Origin of the sequence: Pseudoclavibacter sp. Marseille-Q434 (genome assembly GCF_050315415.1) — a bacterium.
Classification (GTDB): Bacteria; Actinomycetota; Actinomycetes; order Actinomycetales; family Microbacteriaceae; genus Pseudoclavibacter.
The window spans coordinates 56,505-79,453 of sequence record NZ_JBNPQH010000003.1 but is presented as its reverse complement, the minus strand read 5'-3'; the positions used below and the strand labels follow the sequence as shown (position 1 = coordinate 79,453).

Annotated in this window: 18 protein-coding genes; 12 read left to right on the top strand and 6 right to left on the bottom strand. The window is 68.2% G+C overall.

All coding sequences use genetic code 11. The annotated features are described in order from the left end of the window. Nucleotides 1-4: 4 nt before the first annotated feature. Nucleotides 5-847: a universal stress protein gene (locus tag ACQFZP_RS12655; RefSeq protein ID WP_104311490.1), complete on the top strand. Its 843-nt coding sequence runs from the start codon at nucleotides 5-7 to the stop codon at nucleotides 845-847. Nucleotides 848-949: 102 nt separating this feature from the next. Here the strand turns inward: ACQFZP_RS12655 and ACQFZP_RS12650 are convergent, their stop codons facing one another. Beyond that, nucleotides 950-1,294 (bottom strand): histone-like nucleoid-structuring protein Lsr2, encoded by a 345-nt coding sequence (locus tag ACQFZP_RS12650; protein WP_104311491.1) that lies wholly within the window; start codon nucleotides 1,292-1,294, stop codon nucleotides 950-952. A gap of 251 nt (nucleotides 1,295-1,545) precedes the next feature. Between ACQFZP_RS12650 and ACQFZP_RS12645 the strand changes: the two genes are divergently transcribed. Beyond that, complete coding sequence (locus ACQFZP_RS12645) at nucleotides 1,546-2,475, top strand: AEC family transporter (RefSeq protein ID WP_104311492.1); 930 nt, start codon at nucleotides 1,546-1,548, stop codon at nucleotides 2,473-2,475. A gap of 53 nt (nucleotides 2,476-2,528) precedes the next feature. Beyond that, nucleotides 2,529-3,035: an HtaA domain-containing protein gene (locus tag ACQFZP_RS12640; RefSeq protein WP_104311493.1), complete on the top strand. Its 507-nt coding sequence runs from the start codon at nucleotides 2,529-2,531 to the stop codon at nucleotides 3,033-3,035. On the opposite strand, the gene ACQFZP_RS12635 is transcribed toward ACQFZP_RS12640, so the two are convergent. Then, complete coding sequence (locus ACQFZP_RS12635; RefSeq protein ID WP_258068067.1) at nucleotides 3,032-4,207, bottom strand: App1 family protein; 1,176 nt, start codon at nucleotides 4,205-4,207, stop codon at nucleotides 3,032-3,034. The two genes, ACQFZP_RS12640 and ACQFZP_RS12635, sit on opposite strands and share 4 nt — an antisense overlap. A gap of 4 nt (nucleotides 4,208-4,211) precedes the next feature. Next, a complete protein-coding gene (locus ACQFZP_RS12630; protein ID WP_104311495.1) occupies nucleotides 4,212-4,943 on the bottom strand; it encodes a DedA family protein in 732 nt (243 codons plus the stop codon). Between the two features lie 248 nt (nucleotides 4,944-5,191). Here ACQFZP_RS12630 and ACQFZP_RS12625 point away from each other — a divergent pair, with 248 nt between their 5' ends. The 8 genes from ACQFZP_RS12625 to holA all read left to right on the top strand — a co-directional run bounded on the left by ACQFZP_RS12625 (nucleotide 5,192) and on the right by holA (nucleotide 18,222). Next, a complete protein-coding gene (locus ACQFZP_RS12625) occupies nucleotides 5,192-6,619 on the top strand; it encodes a cytochrome ubiquinol oxidase subunit I (RefSeq protein ID WP_104311496.1) in 1,428 nt (475 codons plus the stop codon). Continuing rightward, nucleotides 6,619-7,647 (top strand): cytochrome d ubiquinol oxidase subunit II, encoded by a 1,029-nt coding sequence (gene cydB, locus ACQFZP_RS12620; RefSeq protein WP_179557551.1) that lies wholly within the window; start codon nucleotides 6,619-6,621, stop codon nucleotides 7,645-7,647. The genes ACQFZP_RS12625 and cydB overlap by 1 nt, the downstream gene beginning before the upstream one ends. A 3-nt stretch (nucleotides 7,648-7,650) precedes the next feature. Further along, the gene (gene cydD, locus ACQFZP_RS12615) at nucleotides 7,651-9,321 is read left to right on the top strand and encodes a thiol reductant ABC exporter subunit CydD (protein WP_211891576.1); all 1,671 of its coding nucleotides are present in this window, start codon (nucleotides 7,651-7,653) and stop codon (nucleotides 9,319-9,321) included. Then, entirely contained in the window at nucleotides 9,318-10,997 is a 1,680-nt protein-coding gene (gene cydC / locus ACQFZP_RS12610; RefSeq protein ID WP_211891575.1) for a thiol reductant ABC exporter subunit CydC, read from the top strand. Before cydD ends, cydC begins: the two co-directional genes overlap by 4 nt. Before the next feature lie 150 nt (nucleotides 10,998-11,147). Continuing rightward, a complete protein-coding gene (leuS, locus tag ACQFZP_RS12605; RefSeq protein ID WP_211891574.1) occupies nucleotides 11,148-13,697 on the top strand; it encodes a leucine--tRNA ligase in 2,550 nt (849 codons plus the stop codon). A 281-nt stretch (nucleotides 13,698-13,978) separates the two neighbouring features. Further along, on the top strand, nucleotides 13,979-14,653 hold the full coding sequence (locus ACQFZP_RS12600) for a ComEA family DNA-binding protein (RefSeq protein WP_307852834.1): 675 nt from the start codon (nucleotides 13,979-13,981) through the stop codon (nucleotides 14,651-14,653). 134 nt (nucleotides 14,654-14,787) lie between these two features. Continuing rightward, on the top strand, nucleotides 14,788-17,205 hold the full coding sequence (locus ACQFZP_RS12595) for a ComEC/Rec2 family competence protein (protein ID WP_211891573.1): 2,418 nt from the start codon (nucleotides 14,788-14,790) through the stop codon (nucleotides 17,203-17,205). A 3-nt stretch (nucleotides 17,206-17,208) separates the two neighbouring features. Continuing rightward, nucleotides 17,209-18,222: a DNA polymerase III subunit delta gene (gene holA / locus ACQFZP_RS12590; protein ID WP_104311502.1), complete on the top strand. Its 1,014-nt coding sequence runs from the start codon at nucleotides 17,209-17,211 to the stop codon at nucleotides 18,220-18,222. Nucleotides 18,223-18,373: 151 nt separating this feature from the next. On the opposite strand, the gene ACQFZP_RS12585 is transcribed toward holA, so the two are convergent. From ACQFZP_RS12585 to ACQFZP_RS12575, 3 genes are all read right to left on the bottom strand, one after another. Next, nucleotides 18,374-18,964: a DUF1697 domain-containing protein gene (locus ACQFZP_RS12585; RefSeq protein ID WP_211891572.1), complete on the bottom strand. Its 591-nt coding sequence runs from the start codon at nucleotides 18,962-18,964 to the stop codon at nucleotides 18,374-18,376. 10 nt (nucleotides 18,965-18,974) lie between these two features. Further along, nucleotides 18,975-19,235 carry a 30S ribosomal protein S20 gene (gene rpsT, locus ACQFZP_RS12580; protein ID WP_068493103.1) on the bottom strand — a complete coding sequence of 87 codons (261 nt, stop codon included), beginning with the start codon at nucleotides 19,233-19,235 and terminating at the stop codon, nucleotides 18,975-18,977. Nucleotides 19,236-19,377: 142 nt separating this feature from the next. Continuing rightward, nucleotides 19,378-20,979 carry an ABC-F family ATP-binding cassette domain-containing protein gene (locus ACQFZP_RS12575; RefSeq protein WP_211891571.1) on the bottom strand — a complete coding sequence of 534 codons (1,602 nt, stop codon included), beginning with the start codon at nucleotides 20,977-20,979 and terminating at the stop codon, nucleotides 19,378-19,380. Between the two features lie 109 nt (nucleotides 20,980-21,088). Between ACQFZP_RS12575 and lepA the strand changes: the two genes are divergently transcribed. Continuing rightward, nucleotides 21,089-22,933 (top strand): translation elongation factor 4, encoded by a 1,845-nt coding sequence (gene lepA, locus ACQFZP_RS12570; protein WP_104253030.1) that lies wholly within the window; start codon nucleotides 21,089-21,091, stop codon nucleotides 22,931-22,933. Nucleotides 22,934-22,949 lie beyond the last annotated feature (16 nt).

The window sequence follows — 22,949 nt, the reverse complement described above, 5'->3', positions numbered from 1 at the left end:
GGGTATGAGCGAGAACATCACCGTCGGAGTCGCTGGTAACCATCCTGGAATCGTCGCGACGCGGTGGGCGGCAGCCCGTGCGTCACGCGGACGGAAACGCCTGAAACTCGCGCATATCGTCGATCCGAGAATTGCGGGTGCCGGGAATCCAGACCTCATGATCGAGGCGGAGTCGGCTGCGGCGCGCATCCTGCAGGAGGCGACCGAGGCGGCGCTCGCCGTCGACGCCGGCCTCGACGTGGAGACCGTCGTGTTGACGGGTCCGGTCATTGAGACCCTCGCCGAGCTCTCGAAGTCGTCCGGCCTGCTTGTCGTGGGCAGCAACCGTGGTGACGCTCCTGGGCGCGCGAGTGGCACGCACAGCGTTCGCGTCGCCGCTGCCAGCGAATCTCCGGTTGCGGTCGTCCCGGACACCGATCTCTCGGCCCGACGCGGCGTGGTCGTCGGTGTCGACGGGTCGGACCTCTCGGAGAATGCCCTGGCGGTGGCTGCGGAGGAGGCGAGTCGCGCAGGGGAGCCTCTCATCCCCGTGCACGCCTGGCATGCCCCGAACGTCTACGGAGGGGGCGTCATCGTCACGGGTGACTTCTTCGACGAGCTGCGTCTCGCCGCAGAGGAGACACTCTCGCTCGCCCTTGCGGGCCTGAGGGGCCGCTACCCAGACCTCGAGATCACCCCGGTTGTCGTCGAGGGCATTCCGGACATGGCCATCCTCGACGCCGCGCACTCGGCGTCCCTGGTCGTCGTCGGCAGCCGGGGGCGGGGTGCCTTCGCAAGGCTCCTGCTCGGTTCCGTGAGTCATGGAGTCCTCGCGCACCTCGAGACGCCAACGATCGTCGCCAGATAGCGACGGCCGGTACAGGAAGAGGGCCCGACGGCTTCCGCCGTCTGGCCCTCTTCCTGCGTCTGGTCTCGAGAGGTGAACCCACGAGACCTCTCGGGTTCGTGCTTACGCGTTGGCTGCTTCGTAGTCCTCGATGATCGAACCGGGAATGCGACCCCGGTCGGAGATCTTGTGGCCCTCGGCGCGAGCCCAGGCGCGGATAGCGGCCAGGTCCTTCTTCGGGCGGTTCGAGGTGGAACCGGCCGACTTGGACTTGCGCGACTTGGCTACCGTGCGGGCGGCCGAGACGTAGTCGGCGAGTGCGTCACGGAGCTTCTTGGCGTTTTCGTCCGAGAGATCGATTTCGTAGTCGGTTCCGTCGAGAGCGAATTGAACCGTTTCGCCTTCGCCTTCGGCGAGTGAACTCGAGTCGATGTCGTCGACGAGCTGGTAGATGACTTTCCGAGCCATGGGATCCCCTTCGTTAATTGCAGACCGAGGACATGTTAGATGATTATCCGGTGATTTGAATCCAGGTTTCTTCTGGCTGGGGAGTTTGCGCCCTATGCACTGCGTGAGCTAGGTGGCGACACGATGAGAGAAAAAGTCTCCCGAAGTCATTTCGGTTCGCATCCGAGTTCCTCGTGAATTCGTCGGTGAGCGCGCGGTCGCGCTCACCAGCGTCACCCGAGAGCGGCGGGCAGGATACGATCGCGGAAGCTATGAATGTTCTTCAGGGATTCGCGGTCATCGCGGTCATCGTGACCGTGGGCGTGTTCCTGGCACGCAGCGGTGTACTCGGGCAGACCGGGCAGACCGGCCTGTCCAAGCTCGCATTCAACGTCGCGACCCCAGCTCTGCTCTTCACGCTCATGGCCGACGCGCACCTCGAGGTGCTCTACTCCAGGCAGTTCGTCGTCACGGCGATCGCCATGACCGCTGTGGCACTCATCTACACCGCCGTCGGCGCCCTCCGCAGATGGGGACTCGGGACGACGACGTCCGGCGCCATGGCGGCCAGCTACGTCAACGCCGGGAATCTCGGCATCCCGATCGCGGTCTACGTGCTCGGCGACGCAACACTGGTCGCACCCGTGATGCTCGGGCAGCAGCTCATCATGGGTCCGGTCTTCATGACGCTCCTCGACATCGCATCCAGGGACGACGACGCGCCCCGACTCCGGTGGTGGCAGATCGTCCTCCGGCCCTTCCGCAATCCCATCGTCATCGGAGCGCTGGCTGGCATCGCAGTGAGCGCGTCCGGCGTCACGATCCCTGGGTTCCTGCTCGACCCCATCGAGCTCCTCGGAGGCATGAGCGTCCCCGCGATGCTCCTGGCGTTCGGTATGTCCCTCTGGGGCAACGCCATCCCCTTCCGTGAGCCCGACCGTGCGCCCGCGATCGTCGCCACCGTGCTCAAGGTGTTCGTCCACCCGGCTCTGGCCTGGCTCATCGGAGCGTGGCTGTTCGGTCTCGACGGTGCGGCGCTGCTCATCGTCGTCGTGACCGCGGCGCTGCCGTCCGCGCAGAACGTCTTCACCTACGCGAGCAACTATGGGGTCGGGATGCGTGTCGCGCGCGAGACGATTCTGGCGACGACCTTCCTCTCGGTTCCGGTCATCTTCGTCGTGACCCTGCTGCTCTCGAAGTAGCGCGCGCAGATTGCCGCTGGCGCTTCGAATTCGAGGCGGGCTAGCTTTGTCGCATGGAGCTCTGGCGTGGAGAACTGCGATGGCCGATCAAGTCGTCCTTCGTGGAGTACGTGCGTCGCTCGGGTGGTGACGTGCGCGTGGAGGGCGGAGCCTTCGTCGACGACGATGAGTTCGCCTATCCGCGAGGCGCCACCGACTCGGCGTGGCTGGCTGGAGAATCCCCGGTGGGAAGCGCCAGCTTCGTCGGCTCGGTGAGGCTCACGGGACACGGAGGCATGCTCGACGTGACGTTCCGGAACCCGCAGCTCGTCTTCGACGGCGATGGGGCGAGGCTCGTCGTGCAGGGTGAGGACGGTGCGCTGATCGACTTCGCGAGCTGCGAGGTCGGGACGCCGCTCATCCGCGATGACGTGGCCGAATGGCTCGGGGTGCGCGTGATCCTCACCCCGGCGGGCTCGAGCGTCTTCAACGGCATGTACCGCCCGTACTCGGAGATGGACTCGCTGAACTTCACGCTCGCCCTGGGGCGCACGCAGTCCCCTCGAGAGGAACGCGCCTAGTCCACGGGTGTGACGACGGTCTCTTCCGGGGCCTCGTCCGTCGTCGTGCCCGGCGCCTGCGTCAGGTCCGGCAGGATGCCCGCCTCCGTGAGCTGCTTGGCGAGGCCAGCGCCATCCGGCGCGTACACCCACGGCACCGGCGCGTTCTTGCGCCAGTGCGCGCTTGCCGCGCGGCCGCCCGCGAGCACAGCCTCGCTCGTCGACAGCTGTCGGATGGCGATGGCGAGCACGCGGTCAGGGTGGCGGCTCGTGAACTCGCCGTAGATCTGCTCGTCATGCTGGCCGTCGTCACCCACGAGGATCCACTTGATGTCGGGGAACTCACGGGCGAGTCGGTCGAGGTTCGACACCTTGTGGTCGAGCCCGGACCGGAAGATGCGCTCCGGGGTCGGCCCCCAGTCGGTGAGCAGCAGGGGACCGGCGGGGTAGAGATTGCGACCGAGGAAGCGAGCAAGCGTCGGAGCGACGTTCCACGGACCGGTCGACAGGTAGACGACGGGCGTCTCGCTGCGCCCGAAGGACGTGAGGATGCGCTCGGAGAGCACGTTCATGCCGGGCGTCGGGGTGCGCGCGTGCACATCGAGCACGAAGGTGTTCCACGCTGCGAGCATGGGGCGGGGGAGTGCCGTCACCATGACCGTGTCGTCGATGTCGGACAGGAGTCCGACGCGCTGCTCGTCGGCGACGATGAAGACCGGGGCCGTGCTCGTCTGCCGGTCGAAGCTCTCGAAGGTGATCGTGTTCCAGCCCGGCGCGAGGTTCGCGGGCAGGTTGATGTCGATGATGCCGCCCCGGTCGGCCTTGACCGCGTGCCGGACGCCATCGATGATGACGGTCGCGGGCACATTCCCGGCGGATACCCGTGCGAAGCTCCGCCAGCCGCGGACGACCGATTCACGGCGCTTGCGCCTGAGGAGCCTCGAGAGGCTGAAGCGGCGCCTGCTGCCGGGAGGGGCCATGTGGACGCGCGCGAGCGCTCTGACCCACGTCGTGGTCCCGTACCCCGTGTAGGGCTCGAGGACGGTGAGGTAGCCGCGCTTCCGTACGAGCTTGACTCGCACGAGGCGGACGCGGTCCTCGATTCGGAAGGCGTTCTCGATGACGGCCCGCACGGGCCTGAGCCCAAGCAGCCAGCGTTCGAGCGGGGACTGGGCGTCGGAGGTCGGCGTCACCCGCTCATCCTCGCACGCCGGCGGTCTCGGCGTCTGAGTTGTCTGCGTCCGTGTTGCCGCCATCCGGCCCGGCCTGCTCGTCGGCTGCTCGAGCTGTCGCCTCGTCGAGGTCGCGGTTCATGACCTTCCCGATGGATCGCTTCACGAGCCACATGATGAAGAGGAACACGACGATGACGCCGACGAAGAGGTAGCCGGCCCAGTGCAGGGACGAGGAGAGCTCCCTGAAACCGGCCGACGCCCCAGCCGCGGCACTCACGTAGGCGGTCGACCAGATGACGCAGGCCGGAATGGTCCAGGCGAGGAATCGTCGGTAGCGCATGCCGCCCATGCCTGCGGTGAGCGGCACGAGGGAGTGCAGGACCGGGAGGAATCGAGAGATGAGGACCGCAGGGCCGCCGCGACGCTGGATGAGGAGCTCCGCTCGCTGCCAGCGCTCGTCTCCGAGCCAACGGCCCACTCGCGAGGCGCGGATCCGTGGTCCGAACGTGCGGCCGAGCCAGAACCCGAAGGACTCGCCGAGGAGCGCACCGACGATCGACGCGGCGATCGTCAGGACCCAGGGGAGCGGGGCGTCTATGCCCGTGCTGAGTGCGAGCAGGACCGTCTCGCCGGGAACGATGAGCCCGATGAGCACGCTGGTCTCGAGCAGGATCGCGACGCCCACCAGCACGATCCGCCAGACGGGAGGCACGGATTCGATGTACTCGAGGGCGGTCTCGATCAGCTCGTTCATGCTCTCGTCCCCGCATTCATGTCCGCGACTCTAGAGCCAGAAGTTTGGCGTCCCTGGGGATTCTCCACCGTTACCGTTTCGTTACACGCACTACATAATGTAGAAAAGCCTGGTCGAGGCAAGGAAGTGTGCCAACTCAGGGGCTTCTATTCGACAACATGTAGGAGAAGTCGGCGTACCATCGAGTTCAGGAATCGCGCTGCGCTTCCAGGGCCTCGCGCCCAACCCGAGACGCATCAGGAGGCCCCGTGGACGCCCTGCTGGATCCACTCATTCTCGCGCGGTGGCAGTTCGGTGTCACGACGATCTACCACTTCCTCTTCGTGCCCGTCACGCTGGGCCTGGTCCTCGCCATCGCGATCTGGCAGACGGCATGGGTGCGCACGGGCAAGGTCACGTACCTGCGACTCACGAAGCTCTTCGGCAAGATGTTCCTCATCAACTTCGCCATGGGCGTCGTGACCGGCATCGTGCAGGAGTTCCAGTTCGGCATGAACTGGTCTGACTACTCGCGTTTCGTCGGCGACGTGTTCGGGGCCCCGCTCGCATTCGAAGGACTCGTGGCGTTCTTCCTCGAGGCGACCTTCATCGGGTTGTGGATCTTCGGCTGGGACAAGCTGCCGCCGAAGCTGCACCTCGCCACCATCTGGATGACCATGATCGGAACGTGGACCTCGGCCTACTTCATCCTGGCCGCCAACGCGTTCATGCAGAACCCGGTCGGGTACGAGATGAACGAGGCCAACGGGCGAGCTGAACTCGTCGACTTCGGTGCCGTGCTGACCAACCCGGTTGCGCTCGCCGCGCTGCCGCACACGATCTTCGCCTCGCTCATGGTGGGAGCGGCCATCATCATCGCGACCGCCGCGTGGCACCTCAAGCGCGACCAGAACCACGACGTCATGTGGCCCGCCCTCAAGTTCGGCCTCTGGTTCATGCTCGTCGGCGGCGTCGGCACCATGCTCAGCGGCGACCAGCTCGGCCTCGCCATGGTCGAGGCGCAGCCCATGAAGATGGCGGCCGCCGAGGCTCTGTACACGACTGCCACCGGCGCGGACGCATCCTTCTCGGTCTTCACATGGGGAACCCCGGACGGCTCGTCCGAGCTCTTCTCCATCCGCATCCCCTACCTCCTCTCGTTCCTGTCGACGCACACGTTCGACGGAACGGTCGAGGGCATCAACGATCTGCAGGCGCAGTACACGGCGCTCTACGGTCCGGGCGACTACGCGCCGATCATCTGGGTCACGTACTGGTCCTTCCGCTGGATGATGGGCTTCGGCATGGCGTCCATCGCGGTCGCCATGGCCGGCCTCTGGGTGACGCGCAAGAAGGCGAAGAACCCGCCGAGGAAGTGGATGTTCAACGTCGCGATCCTCACCGTCCTGTTCCCGACGCTGGGCATCACGGTCGGATGGATCTTCACCGAGATGGGACGCCAGCCCTGGCTGGTGTTCGGGCTGCTCAAGACCGAGTCCGGAGTCTCCCCGAACGTGAGCGGCCTGAGCGTGCTCATCTCGCTCATCGCGTTCACGGTCGTCTACGCGATCCTCGCGATCGTCGAGGTGAAGCTGCTGCTGAAGGCGGCTCAGTCCGAGCCGCCGAGTTTCGATTCGAATGCCGATGGCACCGTCGACGACGTTGCCGATGTCAAGGTGAAAGCGAGCGTCTACTGATGGATCTGCCCGTCCTCTGGTTCTGGATCGTCGCGTTCTTCTTCATCGGGTACTTCGTGCTCGACGGCTTCGACTTCGGCGTCGGCATCGCCCTCCCGTTCATCGGCAAGGACGACACCGACCGGCGAGTGCTCATCAACACGATCGGCCCGATCTGGGACCTCAACGAGACGTGGGTGATCGTCGCCGGGGCCGTGCTGTTCGCATCGTTCCCCGAGTGGTACGCGACGATCTTCTCCGGCTTCTACCTGCCCCTGCTGCTCATCCTGCTGGCGCTCATCGTCCGAGGGGTCTCGTTCGAGTACCGGCACCAGGGCAAGGGCGTCGAATGGACGAGATGGTTCGACTGGATGATCTTCGTCGGCTCGATCGTGCCCGCCTTTCTCTGGGGCGTCGCGTTCGCGAACATCACCCAAGGGCTCGCGCTCGATGAGAACTTCAACTACGTCGGCTCGTTCTTCGACCTGCTGAACCCCTATGCGCTGCTCGGCGGGCTCACGACGCTCACGCTGTTCTTCTACCATGGGCTGGTGTTCATCACGAGGAAGACCGAGGGGGAGATCCTCGACCGTGCTCGCGCGCTCGCCCTGAAGGTCGGCGTGCTCGTCGCGGTGCTCGCGATCACGTTCCTCGGCTGGACGGTCACCGCGAACTTCTCGATCGCGGGCATGATGCTCGCGATGGTCGCCGTGCTCGCGTTCGTCGGCTCGTACGTCGGCACGCTGCTGCGTCGCGACGGCATCGCCTTCGCGCTCGGTGCTCTGACGGTGGCCACGGCCGTGCTCACGCTGTTCGCGTCGCTCTTCCCGAACCTCATCCCGAACACGCTCGACCCGGCCAACCCGCTGACGATCATCAACGGCTCCTCCAGCGACTACACGCTGACGATCATGAGCTGGGCCGCGCTCATCATCGTGCCGTTCGTGCTGGGGTACCAGGCGTGGACCTTCTGGGTCTTCCGGAAGCGCATCAGCCGCACCATGATCACGGGAGAAGCGCCCAAGGAGTCAGCGGCCGTGGCCGCCTAGCCTGTGAAGCCCCTCGACCCCCGACTCCTGAGCCACGCCGCGTCGGCACGAAGCTTCTTCGTGCTCGGCGCGGCCCTCGGGGTCGTGCAGACGGCATCCGTCATCGGCTTCGCCTGGCTGGTCACCCACCTCATCGTGTCGGCGATCGCAGGCGAGCGCGTCGACGAGCTCTTGCCCTGGTTCGGGGCGCTGCTCGCGGTCATCGCAGCGCGCAGCGCCGCGACCTGGGGCATGGAGGCGATCTCCGCTCGGGCTGCGGCGAAGGTGAAGAGCGAGCTGCGCTCGAAGCTGCTGGCATCCATCGCGAAGCTCGGCCCCGCCTGGCTGGCCAGCACGTCGAGCTCCCGGCTCACGACACTTGCCGGACCGGGTCTCGGCGCCCTCGACACCTACTTCTCGAAGTACCTTCCACAGCTCATCCTGACGGCTATCGCAGCGCCCGTGCTGATCGTCGTCATGGCGATCTGGGACCTCCCCTCCGCCATCACCGTCATCATCACCCTGCCGCTCATCCCCGTCTTCATGATCCTCATCGGGTGGGCGACGCAGAAGGTGCAGCAGCGGCAGTGGTCGGCGCTCTCGACGCTGGCGACGGGGTTCCTGGAGGTCGTCGAGGGGCTCTCGACGCTCAAGATCTTCGGCAGAGCCGAGCGGCAGCCCACGCGTATACGACAGGTCACCGACGACTACCGGGTCGCGACGATGAAGGTCCTCCGCCTCTCGTTCATGTCCGGGTTCGCGCTCGAGCTCCTCGCGAGCCTCTCGGTGGCGCTCATCGCCGTCACGATCGGCATCCAGCTCATCAACCGTGAGATGTCGCTCGAGGTGGGACTCTTCGTGCTGCTGCTCGCGCCCGAGGTGTACCTTCCGCTGCGCCAGGTCGGCGCCCAGTTCCACGCGGCGGCCGATGGCGTCGCGGCGTCCGAGGACGTGTTCGCGGTGATCGAGGAGGCCGACGCGGCTCCCGGTGAGTCGCAGGCCGCTGCGCGGGGTGCATCCGACGCGGGACGCCCGGGCCCGGGCAGAACCCTGGGAGACCTCGTGCTCGACGATGTCACTGCCGGCTACGAGGGTCGGTCCGTGCTACGGCATCACAGCCTCGTCGCCCCGGCTGGGGAAGTGACGGCGATCGTCGGCCCGTCTGGCGCGGGCAAGTCGACGCTGCTCGCCGTCGTGCGTGGCACGGTCGACTCGGTCGGCTCCGTGAGTGTCGGCGGCGAGCACCTGACCGGTGAGGCGCGTCGGGCGGCCATCGCGTGGATGGGCCAGTCGCCGTCGCTGATCGAAGGAAGCGTCGCCGAGAACGTGGCCCTCGGCCAACCGGACGCGAGCCCGGAAGAGGTGCGCGCCGCGCTCAGCGCCGCTGGCCTCGCGTCCCTTGACGCAGATCGGATGCTCGGCGTCGCCGGCGCGGGTCTCTCCGGCGGGCAGTCCCAGCGCGTCGCCCTCGCCCGCACGCTGTTGCGAGCGCGTCGCCTCGACTGCCCCGTCGTGCTGTTCGACGAGCCGAGCTCGGCGCTCGACGCCGAGACCGAGCGTCGCATCGCGGCGGCGTTCCGGGCCCTCGCCGACGAAGGGCGCGTCGTTCTCGTCGTCAGCCACCGGCGAGCGCTCGTCGCGTCTGCGGACTCCGTCCACGCCGTCGAACGCATCGATGCGGTGGTCAGCTCATGACCCGTCTCCAGGAGCGCCCGTCCGCCGATGAGCGCCGGATCCTGCGCCTCGCCATGCCGTCTGCGCGTCGCCTGTGGCCGTCCATCGCGATGGGGCTCCTGAGCGCCATCTGCGCCGTGGCGCTCCTCGCCACGAGTGCCTACCTGCTCACGCGGGCCTCGGAGATCATCCACATCCTGCTGCTCGGCATCGCCATCGTGGGAGTCCGCGCGTTCGCCATCGGGCGTGCGGTCTTCCGCTACGTCGAACGGCTCCTCGGACACGACGCCTCCTTCCGGCAGCTCGCGGAACTGCGCGTCGGGGTGCTCGAGCGGCTCATCCCGCTCGCACCCGCCGGCCTCGCCACGCATCGTCGCGGCGACCTGCTGACCCGGCTCGTGAGCGACGTCGACGAGCTGCAGTTCCTGCCGCTCCGAGTCGCGCAGCCCCTCATCATCGCGGGGCTCACGTCGACGCTCGCCGTCGTCGGCATCTGGCTCGTGAGCGCGCCCGCAGCGATCGTGCTCGCGCTCTGCCTCCTGCTGGCTGGCATCGTCGCGACAACGACGAACCTGGCCATCTCCGGCCGCGCCGACCGGGAGGCCGCGCCGCTGCGCGCGGCGCTCAACGACCGCATCTACGAGACCGTCTCCAACTTCGAGACGCTCGAGGCATACGGAGCCCTCGACGCGAAGCTCGCGGAGGTCGACGCGGCAGACGCGCGCCTGCGCGACGCGCTGGTCTCCCGCGCCAGGGGCAGCGGTGCGGTCGCAGGGTCCGTGATGCTCTTCTCGGGCCTCGCGACGGCGAGGGCGCCCGCCGTCGGCATCAACCCGACGGTCGACGGCACCCTGCTCGCGCCCATGCTCACCCTCATCGCGCTCGTGCCGATGGCCCTCTTCGAGATCTTCGCGCAGGTGCCCCAGGCGGTGGCCGCCTGGCGTCAGGTCAGGGCGAGCGCGGTTCGTGTCGCCGACGTGGCACCGGGGGATGCGCCGAAGAGCCTGCCGGACGCCCAGCTGCTTCCGGAACCGCGCCAGGGGCCGACCCGACCGGTGACGCTGGCACTCGACGGCGTCTCCGCGTTCTGGCCCGGCGACCCCGGGCCCGCGATCCGCGAGATCTCCCTCGAGCTGGCACCCGGCGACCGGCTGCTCGTCGAAGGCGAGTCTGGTGCCGGCAAGACGACGCTCGCCAACGTGCTCGTCCGGTTCCTGGACTACGAGGGCTCGTACCAGCTCAACGGCGTCGAGGCGAAGGAGTACGCGCCCGCGCAGGTGCGGGGAGTCGTCGGACTCATCGAGCAGCGGCCCCACATCTTCGACGAGACCATCAGACAGAACCTGCTGTTCGCGAAGCCGGACGCCGACGACGCCGAACTCGAGGCCGTCCTCCGCCGAGTGGGGCTCGGAGCATGGCTCGAAGAGCGGGGCGGACTCGAGGCCAGAGTCGGCGAGCACGGCTCGCTCATGTCCGGCGGGCAGGCGCAGCGCATCGCCCTCGCGCGCGGCATCCTGGCAGACTTCCCGGTGCTCGTGCTCGACGAGCCGACCGCCAACGTCGACCCAGCGCTCGCCGACCGGCTCGTGGCAGAGCTGCTCGACGCATCCGGTGCCGAACGCTCGGTCGTGATCATCTCGCACACCCCCGTCGACCCATCCCTCGTGACTCGCGCGCTTCGCCTCGGCTGCGAGTAGTCTTGGGCGTTGGTGTGCAACGCGAAGAGCCCCGTGCTTCGCGTGGAATCCCGTCGCTCGCGGCGAGACCCACCCTCCGTGCAGCAACCGGCAACGCGATGAGATCTCCTCACCGCCGAGCGACCTGCAAGAAAATGGAAGAGGAAATCTGTGACCGAAGCGACAGGCGCTGAGCCCCAGGACTACGACTTCAAGGCTCTCGAGGCGAAGTGGTCGGCTGAATGGGATCAGCTTCAGCCTTTCGCGACGAACCTCGCGGGCGACGACCGCCCGCGCAAGTACGTCCTCGACATGTTCCCGTACCCCTCCGGTGACCTGCACATGGGCCACGCTGAGCAGTACGCGCTCGGCGACGCCGTCGCGCGCTACTGGCGACACCAGGGCTTCAATGTCCTGCACCCCATCGGCTGGGACTCCTTCGGCCTGCCCGCCGAGAACGCCGCCATCAAGAACGGCGGCGACCCAAAGGACTGGACCTACGAGAACATCGGGCAGCAGCGCGCCTCCATGAAGCGCTACGCGGCGTCCTTCGACTGGAACCGCGTCATCCACACCTCCGACCCCGAGTACTACCGCTGGAACCAGTGGCTGTTCCTGCAGATGTACGAGCGGGGCCTCGCCTACCGCAAGTACTCCGACGTGAACTGGTGCCCGAACGACCAGACCGTGCTGGCCAACGAGCAGGTCATCGACGGGCACTGCGAGCGCTGCGACGCGATCGTCGTGAAGAAGAAGCTCAACCAGTGGTACTTCAAGATCACCGACTACGCAGACCGGCTCATCGACGACCTCAACCAGCTCGAGGGTCACTGGCCGCAGAAGGTCATCACGATGCAGCGCAACTGGATCGGGCGCTCGCTCGGTGCGGACGTCGACTTCGTCGTCGAGGGCCGGGATGAGCCCGTCACGGTCTTCACCACGCGACCAGACACGCTCTACGGCGCGACTTTCATGGTCGTCGCCCCAGACTCCGACCTCGCCGCAGAGCTGGCCGAAGGCGCGAGCGACGAGGTGCGCGAGCGCTTCGCGAAGTACCTTGCCGACACGCGCGCGCTCGACTCCATCGACCGCCAGTCGAGCGACCGCCCGAAGACGGGCGTCGACCTCGGGCGCTTCGCCATCAACCCGCTGAGCGGCGAGCGCCTGCCGATCTGGGCGGCCGACTACGTGCTCGCCGACTACGGAACCGGCGCGATCATGGCCGTGCCCGCGCACGACCAGCGCGACCTCGACTTCGCGCGCGCCTTCGACCTGCCGGTCAAGGTCGTCGTCGACGTCACGCAGGCCGTCACGGGCGTCATCCCGATCATCCCCGAAGACGGCTCGATGCCAGAGTTCGAGGACCTGCACCCCGCAAAGACGGGCGAGGCGCTGTCCGGCGACGGCCGACTCACCAACTCGGGGCCGCTCGACGGGCTCTCGAAGCGCTCGGGCATCCAGGCCGCCATCGAGCTCCTCGACGAGCGCGGCACGGGGCGCGCCGCCAAGAACTACCGGCTGCGCGACTGGCTGATCTCCCGCCAGCGCTACTGGGGCACGCCCATCCCGATCCTGCACGGCGAGAACGGCAAGGAGGTGCCCGTGCCGCTCGACCAGCTGCCCGTGCGCCTGCCCGAGGCCGAGGGCCTCGACCTGCGACCCAAGGGCGCCTCGCCGCTGGGCGGCGCCACCGACTGGGTGAACACGGTCGACCCCGAGACGGGCGAGCCCATGCTGCGCGACACGGACACCATGGACACGTTCGTCGACAGCTCCTGGTACTTCCTGCGCTTCCTGTCGCCGAACAACGAGCTCGCGGCCTTCGATGAGAAGACCGCCTCGAGCTGGGCGCCCGTCGACCAGTACGTGGGCGGCGTCGAGCACGCCATCCTGCACCTGCTCTACGCGCGCTTCATCACGAAGGTGCTCTACGACCTCGGGCACGTCGACTTCACGGAGCCGTTCTCCGCGCTGCTCAACCAGGGCATGGTCGTCATGGACGGCAAGAAGATGTCGAAGTCGAAGGGCAACGTCGTGAGCCTCTCGGCGGAGCTCGACCAGTACGGCGTCGACGCCGTCCGCCTGACGATGCTCTTCGCGAGCCCGCCGGAGGACGACGTCGACTGGGCCGATGTGTCGGTCGCGGGCTCCGGCAAGTTCCTCGCGCGCGCCTGGCGCATCTCCGGCGAGGTCACGAGCCCCCTCGGCGTCGACTTCGGTGAGGGCGACCGGGGCCTGCGTCGCGAGACGCACCGGTTCCTCGCCGACGTCCCGCAGCTCGCGAGCGGGTTCAAGTTCAACGTCGTCATCGCGCGGCTCATGGAGCTCACCAACGCCACCCGCAAGGCCATCGACTCGGGCGCAGGCCCGGCCGACCCCGCCGTGCGCGAGGCCGCGGAAGCCATTGCGGTCGTGCTCGACATGTACGCACCGCACACGGCGGAAGACATGTGGGAGCGCCTCGGCCACGAGGGCAGCATCTCGCACGTCAAGTGGCCGACGGCCGCCCGCTCGCTGCTCACGCAGGACCAGGTGACGGCAGTTGTCCAGGTCAACGGCAAGGTGAAGCACCGCCTTGACGTGCCCCCGACCATCGACGAGGCGTCGCTCGAGCAGCTCGCGATCTCGTCGCCGAAGGTGCAGGCCGCCATCGACGGGCGCGAGATCGTCAAGATCATCGTTCGGGCCCCGAAGCTCGTCAACATCGCCGTCAAGGGGTAGCAGGCCCCCTGCTGAGAGACGCCCGACGCGCCCCCGCTCACCCGAGCGGGGGCGCGTCTGCGCGTCTGACCGCCTTCCTCACTCCGACCCCTTCTTCCATTTCGGGATGGCTTTCTCGCTTCGGGATGGTTTGTTTCCCATCCCGAAGCGAGAAAGCCATCCCGAGAGTCGGTCACGAGTCGCTCGGCGACTCTGCAGACATGTCCGCTGAGGGGAGTCAGCTCTCCACAGGATGCGACTTCGAAGGCACCAGGATGCCCGAGCGGTCGTAGCGTGCGAGCGTGTCCGAATCCGAGCTGGCCGACCTCTTCGAGCGTCCGCCCCGACCGCGCCTGCGGATCGGGGTGGGCGCCGCGGTCGTGCTCGTGCTCGTCGTGCTCGCGGGGGCGATCGCGATCGCCGCGTTCCGGCCGACACCGAGCCTGGGAGCTGTCGGAGTGCCATCTCCGTCGGCCAGCTTCGAGCTCGACTCGACGGAGGCGCCCGCTGGCAGCGAGGGGGCGACCACCGAGACGCTGCTGGTGCACGTCGTCGGGGCGGTCGGGGCCCCTGGCGTCTATGAGGTTCCGCCAGGCGCACGCGTGGTCGACGGCATCGCCGCCGCCGGAGGTCTGGCGGCCGACGCCGACCCCTCGCTCCTCAACATGGCTCGCCTGCTGGTCGACGGCGAGCAGCTGCACATCCCTCGCGTCGGCGAGGCTCCGGTGGCGCCGGTCGGGGCGGGCGCCGAACCGCCGGGCGCAGGGGGAGGCCCCGCCGCGGGCGGGGTCGTGAATCTGAACACGGCGACGGCGGCAGAGCTCGAGGAACTGCCTCGGATCGGGCCGGCGATGGCGGCCCGCATCATCGACTTCCGCGAGCAGAACGGCGGGTTCACGGCCGTCGAAGAGCTGAAGGAGGTAGCGGGCGTCGGCGACGCGACCTATGAGGGTCTCGTCGACCTGGTCACGGTGTGAAGAGCCGCGGCGTCGAGCGAGACCCGGCGCAGAGCGGTGCGCTTCTGCCTCCTTTGCAGGCCGAGCGCCTCGGCATCAGGGATGCTCGACTCGTCCCTGCGGCGAGCGCTGTCTGGGGTGTGGCCTGGCTGTGCGTGACGTTCCCAGGGGCCGCCTGGCCGATCACGGTCGGCGCGGCGCTCCTGGCCCTCTGCTGCCTGGCGGCGGCGCTCGTCTGTCAGCCCAGATCGACCTCCTCGAGCGGGGCGCTGGCGACCCTGGCTGTCCTGGCCGCGGCGATGACGCTCGTGGCGGTGAGCGCTGCTGCCCAGCTCCCCATCCGAGCGCCTGAGACGCTGCGGGCCGCAGCGGTCGAGGGGGCGACGCTCCGCGCGACTGGGACGCTCACAACCCTCGTGGGTGAGAGCGGGGTCGACGACCGTGAGCAGAGCGGCGACTGGGCCGGGGTGCAGCTCGAGGAAGCACCGCACTTCGAGGTGCTCCTCGACTCGTTCACGGCTGCGGGCAGCTCCGGAGGGGGTGGGGCCTCGCTGCTCGTCTTCGGTCAGCTGAGCATGCCGGAGGGCGCGGACGCGCGCATCCCCGGAATCGGCTCGCGGGTCGCACTGCACGGCGAACTGGGTCCGGCGGAGGCAGGTGACAGCGTGGCAGCCATGGTCTTCCTCGACGGTCCCGCCGAGGTCGTGCAGAGCCCCGGCGGGCTCCTCGAGGTCACCGCGGGCGCTCGGGATGCGTTCGTGGGTGCTGCGCGAGGGCTGCCGGGGCCCGGTGCGCAGCTGCTGCCCGGTCTCTCCGTCGGAGACACCCGCCTCGTGACGCACGAGCTCGATGCCCAGATGAAGGCCGCCGCCCTCACGCACCTCACCGCCGTCTCCGGCGCGAACTGCGCCATCGTCGTCGCGGCCGTGCTGGTGGTCGGGCGCCTGCTCGGAGCCAGGCGCGGGGTGAGACTGGCTCTCGCCTCGGTGGTCCTCGCTGCCTTCGTGGCACTCGTGACACCGGAGGGGAGCGTCGTCAGGGCCAGCGTCATGGCGGGCGTCGTGTTGGCGCTCGAGGCCACATCTCGTCGCGCGAGCGGGCTCGCGCTGCTCTCACTCGCGGTCCTCACCGTGCTCGTGGCAGATCCGTGGCGCAGCCGCGATTACGGCTTCGCGCTCTCGGCGCTCGCGACGCTGGGGCTGCTGACCCTCGCGAGTCCGATGAGCGACCGCCTCGCGAGGTTCATGCCCCGAGCTCTTTCCCTGGTCCTCGCGGTGCCGGCAGCGGCGCAGCTCGCCTGTCAGCCCGTCCTCCTGCTCCTCGCGCCACAGCTCCCGCTCTACGGCGTTGTCGCGAACGTGCTCGCCGCCCCGGCAGCGCCCGCCGCGACGCTCATCGGTCTCGTCGGCTGTCTCCTGCTCGGGCTCGCTCCTTGGCTGGGTCATGCACTGCTCTGGGCGGCGTGGGTCCCGGCCCAGTGGATCGGGCTCGTGGCCGGCGCGGTCAGCTCCTGGCCGGACGCCCTCCTCCCGTGGCCAGGCGGTCTTCTCGGCGCGCTCCTCTGCCTCCTCGCGGTCCTCGCGCTCGTCTTGCTCATCCAACGCTGGCGAACGTGGCTCGCGCTCCTGCTCTGCGTGGCCCTCGTCGCCTACCTCGGCACAGTCGTGGGGCAGGCTGTCCACCTGAGGCGGAGCATCCCGAGCAACTGGCGGTATGCGGCGTGCGACATCGGCCAGGGGGATGCGCTGCTCGTGCGCACGGATGCCGGGACGGCGCTCATCGACACCGGTGCCGAGCCCGAGGCGCTGCTGTCCTGCTTCGAGACGCTCGGCGTCGGCCACCTGTCGATGCTGGTGCTGTCGCACTTCGATCTGGACCACACCGGGGCCGCGATGGCGATGGTCGAGTCTGGAGTCACCGTCGCGGTGCTGGTCGTCCCTGACACGAGCGAGGCCCGGGAGGAGCCGCTCGTCGCGGACCTCCGCGCATCCGGGGCTCACGTCACGTACGCGGCGAGCGGAGACTCGTGGGCACTCGGCGACCTCACCTGGAACGCGCTCTGGCCAAAGCGTGGACGGAGTGGAGAGCCGTCACGCGGGGGTGGCAACGATGGCAGCCTCGTGACGGTGCTCGAGCCGACGACGGCGTGCGTGTCCGTCTGCCTGTCCCTGGCGGCCCTCGGCGACCTGGGGGAGGAGGCGCAGCGCGACCTCCTTCGCGAGCACCCGCATCCGCGAGCCGACATCGTCAAGATGGCGCACCACGGTTCGCGTGACCAGAGCGCCAAGCTGTACCAGGAGCTCGGCTCATCGATCGGGCTCGTCTCGGTCGGGGCCGACAACGGCTACGGACATCCGACGGATGCCGCGCTCGCGATGCTCACCGCAGCTGGCACGCAGCCGCTGCGCACCGACGAGCTCGGCACCATCGTGGTCGGGGGCACGGTCGGGGCCGGCGGCGGTCTGGACGAGCCGGTGGTTGCCGGGATCGAGACGGTCGCACGCACGAGGCTTCGACCGCGCTGGCACCGGAGCGCTTGGTCCCGAGCCCGGACCGGTCGTCGCTACCATTGACCCATGGCACAGGCGAAGCGGGCGAGCACCCCCAAGAGGGCGATCCCCGTCCTCACCCATCGCGAGGTGCGGCCCGCTGGCATCGTCCTCGTCAGCGGCCCGGAAGACTATTTCGCCGAGACCGCGATCACGCGGCTGCGTGACGTGCTCCGCGCCGAGTCGCCCGATCTCGAGATCACCGAGATCGACGCCTCGGGCTACTCGAGCGGCTACCTCACCACGCTCGTGAGCCCGTCGCTGTTCTTCGAGCCGCGCCTCGTCATCATCCGCGGTGTGCAGCAGTGCACCGACGCGCTCATCGCAGACGTCGTCGACTACACGAAGATCCCCGTGGACGGCGCAACGCTGGTGCTCAGGCACGGCGGGGGAGTCCGCGGCAAGAAGCTTCTCGACGCGGTCCGCGCCGCCAAGGACGTCGCCGTTGAGATCGACTGCCAGAAGCCGAAGCCGAGCGAGCTCGTCGACGTCGTCGTCGCCGAGGTCCGCGGCGCCGGCCGTCGCATCGAGCCGCAGGCGGCCGCGCTGCTCGTCGCCGCCTTCAACACCGACCTCGCCGAGCTCATCGGAGCCGCCCGTCAGCTCTTGACGGTCACCAGCGACACCATCACCGACGAGCACGTCGACAAGTACTTCGGAGGCCGCGTCGAGACGACCGGCTTCAAGATCGCGGATGCGGCGCTCGCGGGGCGAGTCCGTGACGCGCTCGCGCTGGTCCGGCACGGGTTCTCGACCGGACTGCACCCCGTGCCCATCGTCTCGGCCGTCGCCTCGAAGCTGCGCATCATGGCGAAGGTGCAGGGCCTCAGCGGGTCGGACGCGCAGATCGCAAGCCGTGCCGGGGCATCCCCCTGGCAAGTCGGCCAGGCCCGTCGTGAGCTGCGCGACTGGGATGACTCGTCGCTCGGACGCGCCATCACGCTCGTCGCCGAGACCGACCACGCCGTCAAGGGCGGAGGCAAGGACCCGCAGTTCGCCGTGGAGCGGATGCTCCGCTGCATCGCACTTCGCGACGTCTGACCGCATCCGCGTACCCTGGCCGGCTTCGGCTGACCAGCTTCCGTGATCGAACCGCGCCCGCGGGCCAACAGCGCTCTGCGGCGTGGCCCTGAGCACGCGAGTTGGTCACGAGGCCGGACCGTCGCCTCAGGGCAGGCCCGAGAGGCGGCCCCTAGAGCTTCGCGGCGATCCGCAGCACGGTGCCCCAGGTGCGGACCGTGGCCGGTCCGCTCGACGGGTCCGAGCTCTTCGGCCGGCCGAGGCGCTGCAGCACGGGCGACTGGATCTGCCCGATGGGGCAGGAGACGTAGATCTCGCGACCGTGCACGGCCCAGCGGTCGTCCTCGAGGTCAACGCCCTCGAGCGCGGCCGCGACGCGCTCCTCCGGTGGCTCCGCGCAGAACACGACGACGTAGCGGCTCGGATGCGGGTCGAGATGCCTGAACGGGTCCAGCTCGACCACCGCTCGCCACTCGTCCGCGTCACGCACGAGCGCCGGCACGTCGAGGTCGAAGGCAGCCGCTATCTCTGCGCGGAGCCTCGTCTCGAGTTCGGCGTTCGACTCCGCTGGCGGAGCGTTGAACAGCACGTTGCCCGTCTGCAGGATCGTCGCGAGACCGGTGTGCCCGGCGGCCTCGAGCGCGGCCTTGAGGTCCGCCATCGGGAGCTTCCGGTGCTGACCGAGGTTGATGCTCTGCAGCAGGGCGATACGACGAATCGACCCCCGCACCTCGGACGAGGATGCGGGGGTCGATGTCGGCATGACGGGAGGCTTAGAGCGCTGCGACCGTCTTGGCGATGGCCGACTTGCGGTTCGCTGCCTGGTTCTTGTGGATGACGCCCTTGGAGACGGCCTTGTCGAGCTTCTTGGCAGCGAAGGTGAGCGCGAGCTCAGCCTGCTCCTTGTTGCCCTCGGAGACAGCCGAACGCACGCGACGGATAGCCGTGCGGAGTTCGCTCTTGTAGGCGCGGTTGCGCTCGGTCGCCTTGCGGTTGGTGCCGATGCGCTTGATCTGCGACTTGATATTTGCCACGTTGCTTCTTTCTTACAGGAAGGTGTACTGGAACGGTGCCGCACGGAAGAGGGCCGTGCCGCCAATCCGCGCCGAGTGGGCGACGCGTAAGCCAAACAGAAACTCTACCAGGCTTCAGGCGACGTCGGTACCCGGCAGTGGTTTATGCCGGATCCGCGATGGTGATCTCGAGCTCGGCCGGCGCATCCGTCTTCGTGCCGAACACGACCGTACCGGTCGCGACCTTGTCGATGAAGAACCGGTCGTGGCTGACGACGATGACGGCGCCGGGGAAGTGCACGAGCGCGCGCTCCATGACCTGCGTGCTCGGCAGGTCGAGGTGGTTGGTCGGCTCGTCGAGCACGAGCACGGAGGCGCCGGAGAGCAGGCACTGGGCCATCGCGACTCTGGCGCGCTGGCCACCGGAGAGGGTCCCGATCCGGGACTTCAGCTCCGCCTCGCTGAAGCGGAACATGCTGAGGAACCGGGCTACGGACTTCTTCGTGGCTCGGAGCGCGATGCTGTCCGGCATGGCGTTGACCGAGTGCGAGACGGTGTCCGACTCGTCGAGCTCGGCGAGCACCTGGTTGTAGGAGACGACCTTGACGCCGTTCGGCCAGTCGACCCGCCCGGTATCGGCCTTCTCCTCGCCCGTGAGCACGCGCAGAAGCGTCGACTTGCCGCTGCCGTTCGGGCCGATGACCGCGATGCGGTCGCCGCGGTGCACTTCGAAGGTGACGTCGTCGAAGAGCGTGCGCTCGCCGTAGCTCTTGCCGAGGCCGGAGACGCGCGCGAGCACATCCTTGACGTGCAGTGAGCCGTAGATCTCGGTGACGATCTCGTCGACCGGCCGCGGCGCGCGCTTCTTCTTGATGCTCGAGAGGCGCTTGCCGAGCCCCTTGCCGCCCGCCTTCGCGGCCTCGCGCCGGTCGGAGATGCCCTCGGCCTCGAAGGCGAGCAGCTCCGCCTCGTGCACGAACTGCGCCTGGAGGGTCTTGAGTCTGAACTGCTTCTGGATGACGTACTCGCCGAAGTCACCCGGGTACTCGTGCAGGTGCAGGTTCTCGACCTCGAGGATGCGCGTGACCACTGCATCCAGGAACGTGCGGTCGTGCGACACGATGATCGCGGCGCCGCGGAACGCGCGGAACCACGTCTCGAGCCATTCGACGCCGGCGACGTCGAGGAAGTTCGTGGGCTCGTCGAGCAGCAGCACGTCTGGCTGCTCGAGCAGGAGCTTGGCAAGGGCCGCGCGGTTGCGCCAGCCGCCGGAGAGCTTCTCGATGGGGCTCGTGCGGTGGTCGTCGTTGAAGCCGAGCTTCGTGAGGGCGGTGTCGATGTGGCGCTTGTAGTCCCAGCCGTCCGCCCGGTCCATCTCCTCGAAGAGCTCGGACTGACGCAGGATGAGGCGGTCGAGCGAGTCGGCGTCCGGTTCGGCCGCGATGGCGGCGTCGATCTGCGCGAGCTCCGCCTCCATCTCGTGGACGTGAGCGAAGAGCGTCTCGAGCGTCTCGAGGATCGTCGAGGAGCCGTCGAGCTCGGAGAACTGCGAGAAGTAGCCGATGCGCACGCCGTCGTCGATCGACACGGTCCCGTTGTCGGGCGAGACCTGCTCGAGGATGAGCTTGAGGAGCGTCGACTTCCCCGAGCCGTTCTGGCCGATGAGCCCGATGCGGTCGCCCCGGTCGAGCGTGAGGAAGACCTCCTTGAGTACGGGGGAGGGGCCGAAGCCGACCTCGACGTCGTTGAGGCGGATGAGACTCATGCAGTGGTGCCTTCCTGGGCGTTCTCGGGCGGTGCGTGCCGCTGGCAGCGCGCGCGATCGCCGGGCGATGAGCGGCGGACTCGCGGCTCATGGGAGGATAGGCGACACCATGTCACCACGCGCCTCCACTCCGCTCGAGCCGGCTCAGACCGACCCCGCCCGGATCCGCAATTTCTGCATCATCGCCCACATCGACCATGGCAAGTCCACCTTGGCCGACCGGATGCTGCAGCTCACGGGCTCCGTCGATGAGCGCGCCATGCGTGCACAGTACCTCGACCGCATGGACATCGAGCGCGAGCGCGGCATCACGATCAAGAGCCAGGCCGTGCGCATGCCGTGGGCCGTCGAGGGCGACACCTTCGCGCTGAACATGATCGACACGCCCGGCCACGTCGACTTCTCGTATGAGGTCTCCCGCTCGCTCGCCGCCTGCGAGGGCGCCATCCTTCTTGTGGACGCCGCGCAGGGCATCGAGGCGCAGACGCTCGCGAACCTGTACCTGGCGATGGAGAACGACCTGGAGATCATCCCGGTCCTCAACAAGATCGACCTGCCTGCCGCCGACCCCGACCGTTTCGCGGCCGAGATCGCGAACCTCATCGGCGGCGACCCCGACGACGTGCTGCGAGTGAGCGGCAAGACGGGCATGGGCGTCGAGGAGCTCCTCGACCGAGTCGTCGAGCGCATCCCAGCCCCCGTCGGGGTGGCGGATGCACCGGCGCGCGCGATGATCTTCGACTCGGTCTACGACGCCTACCGCGGCGTCGTCACCTACGTCCGTGTCGTCGACGGCGAGCTCAAGGCCCGCGACAAGATCAAGATGATGTCGACCGGCTCCACGCACGAGATGCTCGAGATCGGCGTCTCGTCGCCAGAGCCCACCGTGGCCAAGGGCCTCGGCGTCGGCGAGGTCGGCTATCTCATCACGGGCGTCAAGGACGTCCGCCTCTCGAAGGTCGGCGACACCGTCACGGGGAGCACGCGGCCGTCCGAGGACCCGCTGCCCGGTTACACCGAGCCGAAGCCCATGGTCTTCTCCGGTCTCTACCCGATCGACGCCGGCGACTACCCGGAGCTGCGTGAGGCGCTTGACAAGCTCAAGCTCTCCGACGCCGCCCTCAACTACGAGCCGGAGACGTCCGTCGCGCTCGGCTTCGGCTTCCGCGTCGGCTTCCTCGGCCTCCTCCACCTGGAGATCGTCACCGAGCGCCTCATGCGCGAGTTCGACCTCGATCTCATCACGACCGCGCCGTCGGTCGTCTACGAGGTCAAGACGGAGGACAAGCAGCTCCACACGGTCACGAACCCGAGCGAGTACCCGGAGGGCAAGATCCTCGAGGTGCGGGAGCCGATGATGCGCGCGGCGATCCTCGCGCCGAAGGACTACGTCGGCAAGATCATGGAGCTCTGCGAGGGCAAGCGCGGAACGCTCATCAGCATGGACTACCTCAGCGAGGAGCGCGTCGAGTTGCGCTACTCGATGCCGCTCGGCGAGATCGTGTTCGACTTCTTCGACCAGCTGAAGAGCCGGACGCAGGGGTACGCCTCCCTCGACTACGAGCCCATGGGCGACCAGGTCGCCGACCTCGTGAAGGTCGACATCCTCCTGCAGGGTGAGCGCGTCGACGCGTTCAGCGCCGTCATCCACAAGGACAAGGCGTACGCCTACGGGCTCCTCATGACCGAGCGCCTGCGCAAGCTCATCCCGCGCCAGCAGTTCGAGGTGCCGATCCAGGCAGCGATCGGCGCCCGCATCATCGCCCGCGAGACCATCCGCGCCATCCGCAAGGACGTGCTGGCCAAGTGCTACGGCGGCGACATCTCGCGAAAGCGCAAGCTGCTCGAGAAGCAGAAGGCCGGCAAGAAGCGCATGAAGATGGTCGGCCGCGTGGAAGTGCCGCAGGAGGCGTTCATCGCCGCCCTGAGCGGCGATGTCGAGAAGAAGAAGTAGCAAGAAGACGCAGTCT